4 protein-coding genes are annotated in these 2,823 nt (G+C 52.0%); 3 read left to right on the top strand and 1 reads right to left on the bottom strand.

All coding sequences use genetic code 11. The features are described 5' to 3' along the window. Together A918_RS0104970 and A918_RS0104965 are read left to right on the top strand one after the other, a co-directional pair. A partial coding sequence (locus A918_RS0104970; protein WP_022709982.1) for an SDR family oxidoreductase occupies positions 1–522 on the top strand: 522 nt, incomplete at its 5' end. Between the two features lie 11 nt (positions 523–533). Further along, a complete protein-coding gene (locus tag A918_RS0104965) occupies positions 534–1,133 on the top strand; it encodes a histidine phosphatase family protein (RefSeq protein WP_022709981.1) in 600 nt (199 codons plus the stop codon). 77 nt (positions 1,134–1,210) lie between these two features. Here the strand turns inward: A918_RS0104965 and A918_RS0104960 are convergent, their stop codons facing one another. After that, positions 1,211–1,468, bottom strand: a complete 258-nt coding sequence (locus A918_RS0104960) for a DUF1344 domain-containing protein (RefSeq protein WP_022709980.1) — start codon at positions 1,466–1,468, stop codon at positions 1,211–1,213. Positions 1,469–1,760: 292 nt separating this feature from the next. Here A918_RS0104960 and aroC point away from each other — a divergent pair. After that, positions 1,761–2,823, top strand: a 1,063-nt coding sequence (aroC, locus tag A918_RS0104955; protein WP_022709979.1) for a chorismate synthase, incomplete at its 3' end; no start/stop codon positions are given.

Genomic DNA, 2,823 nt, shown 5'->3' with positions numbered 1-2,823 from the left:
GATAAGGATGAGCTGACCGGCCGTTATCTCGATACTTCGGCAGAAAACTTCTCCAACACAATGCTGATCTCGGTTTATTCCTTCACTGCGCTGGCCAAGCGCGCGGAAAAACTGATGACAGACGGCGGTTCTATGCTGACACTCACCTATTACGGTGCAGAAAAAGTCATGCCGAACTACAATGTGATGGGTGTTGCCAAGGCCGCTCTGGAAGCCAGCGTGAAATATCTCGCTGTTGATCTCGGTCCGCAGAATATCCGCGTTAATGCGATCTCTGCCGGCCCGATCAAGACGCTTGCGGCTTCGGGTATCGGCGATTTCCGCTATATTCTGAAATGGAACGAGTATAACGCACCGCTGCGTCGTACCGTCAGCATTGAAGAAGTCGGCGATTCAGGCCTGTATTTCCTCTCCGATCTTTCCCGTTCCGTGACCGGTGAAGTTCACCACGTGGACAGCGGTTATCATACAATCGGTATGAAAGCCGTGGATGCACCGGATATTTCGGTTGTAAAAGACTGAGGACAGCAGGAATGGCACGGGAAATCATTTACTTCTCGCGTCATGGCGAGACGGACTGGAATGTCTCCCAGCGTGTGCAGGGGCAGATGGACATTGATATCAATGCCCATGGCCGCACACAGGCTGACCGCAACGGCGATATGCTGAAGTCGCTGATTGGTGCGGCAGAAGGATTTGACTTTGTTGCAAGTCCTCTGCGCCGTACCCGTGAGACGATGGAGCGTATCCGCACCCGTATGGGGCTCGACCCGCTGGCTTACCGCACCGATCCTTTGCTGATGGAGGTGCATTTCGGTGACTGGCAGGGGCATATGATGGAAGAGTTCGAGGCTGCCGGTGTCGGCAGTGCAAGTCTCTTGCAGCAGCGTGAGCGTGACAAATGGAACTTTGTTCCGCCGGGCGAACATGCCGAAAGCTACATGATTCTTTCAGAGCGCGTTGCCAAATGGCTTGAAAGCGTGAAGGGCAAAACAGTGTGCGTGACCCATGGCGGTTGCATTCGCACTTTGTTTTATCTGGTTGAAGGCATGAGCGGGCAGGATGCGGCGCATCTTTCCGTGCCGCAGGACAAGCTTCTGAAGCTTGAAAACAACCGTCTTGAATGGGTTTGAATAAAGCAGCTTCTGTATAATAAAAAAGCGCCGGAAACGGCGCTTTTGTCATTTCATGGTGGCCGGTAATTACGGGTTTAACCGCCGTCGGCTTCGTCAATATTGCTGATATAGCGAACATTATCGACGAGATCATAGGTGACGATAACTTTCATGCCCTTTTCAATCGCACTATAATCGAATTCTCCGGGCAGGCGGTAATCTTTGCCATTGTCCAGCGTAATGGTTTCCGTATCTTCATTGATCTTGGTGATCTTACCCTCAGCATCGTCTGCAAGCGCTGTGCCTGCAAAGAGCGGGGCGAGTAACACCGTGAGAATGGCCAAAATACGCATGAGAAATCCTTGTGCGTTATAAAATCCGGTTCCGAAGCTGCAGGTCAATTATGGCATTAGCACGACCTGCTTCTCTGAAAAGCTCTGCTGGAGAGACTAGATCATATCCGCAGATTTTCGCAACATTTTCCGGTTGTTTGGTGCCGATACCGCAAACAGTATCGATTAGCGCCGCTTTTTTGTGCGCCGGTCTTTCTCTCGTTTGACCACTGCTTAAAAGGCGAATAGAAACAGATTACCAAACTGAAATTAAAATGAGCCGCAAAGAACCGGTTCAATCTTGGGGTTTTCTATGTCGCATAACAGCTTTGGCCATCTTTTCCGCGTGACGACCTGGGGCGAAAGCCACGGTCCGGCGCTGGGTTGTATTATTGATGGCTGCCCTCCGGGTATTCAATTTACCGAAGCTGAAATTCAGGCCTATCTTGATAAGCGCAAGCCGGGTCAGTCAAAATATACCACGCAGCGCCGCGAGCCGGATCAGGTGCGGGTCTTGTCCGGTGTTCTCACCAGTGAAGACGGGGTGATGACCACCACCGGCACGCCGATTTCCATGATGATTGAGAATGTGGATCAGCGTTCAAAAGATTATGGTGAGATTGCCCGTCAATACCGTCCGGGACATGCGGATTATGCCTATGATGTGAAATACGGCCTGCGCGATTATCGTGGCGGCGGACGTTCTTCTGCGCGTGAAACCGCAGCGCGTGTTGCTGCCGGTGCAATTGCCCGCAAGGTTGTGCCGGGTTTGAAAATCCGTGCAGCATTGGTAGGCATGGGTATTCACAAAATCGACCGCTCCCGCTGGGATTGGGCCGAGGTCGATAATAACCCGTTTTTCACACCGGATGCAGGCTCAGTAGAACTGTTCGCCAGCTATCTCGATGGTATCCGCAAAAACGGTTCATCTATTGGTGCAGTGATTGAGGTTGTGGCTGAAGGTGTGCCTGCCGGTATCGGCGCACCGCTTTATGCCAAACTGGATCAGGATATTGCGTCCAATCTGATGTCGATCCCTGCAGTAAAAGGTGTTGAGATCGGTAATGGCTTTGAGGCCGCGACGCTGACCGGTGAAGAAAATGCCGACGAAATGCGCATTGATGCCGATGGCAATCCGGTCTTCCTGTCGAATAATGCCGGTGGTATTCTTGGCGGTATCGCAACCGGTGCGCCGATTATTGCCCGTTTTGCCGTGAAACCGACCTCATCCATTCTCACGACACGTCGTTCGATTGATGTGGATAAGAAGGAAGTGGATGTCATGACCAAAGGCCGACATGACCCGTGCGTTGGCATCCGTGCTGTGCCGATTGGTGAAGCAATGCTCGCTTGCGCGATTGCGGATCATTATTTGC

This window comes from Pseudochrobactrum sp. AO18b, from assembly GCF_000409565.1.
GTDB lineage: Bacteria > Pseudomonadota > Alphaproteobacteria > Rhizobiales > Rhizobiaceae > Pseudochrobactrum > Pseudochrobactrum saccharolyticum.
This window is presented reverse-complemented; position numbering and strand designations above follow the sequence as displayed.

What these genes read in the sequence shown, in the direction of transcription:
- A918_RS0104960 (WP_022709980.1), bottom strand. Translation starts at nt 1,468, where the DNA reads ATGCGTATTTTGGCCATTCTCACGGTGTTACTCGCCCCGCTCTTTGCA.
- A918_RS0104965 (WP_022709981.1), top strand. Translation starts at nt 534, where the DNA reads ATGGCACGGGAAATCATTTACTTCTCGCGTCATGGCGAGACGGACTGG.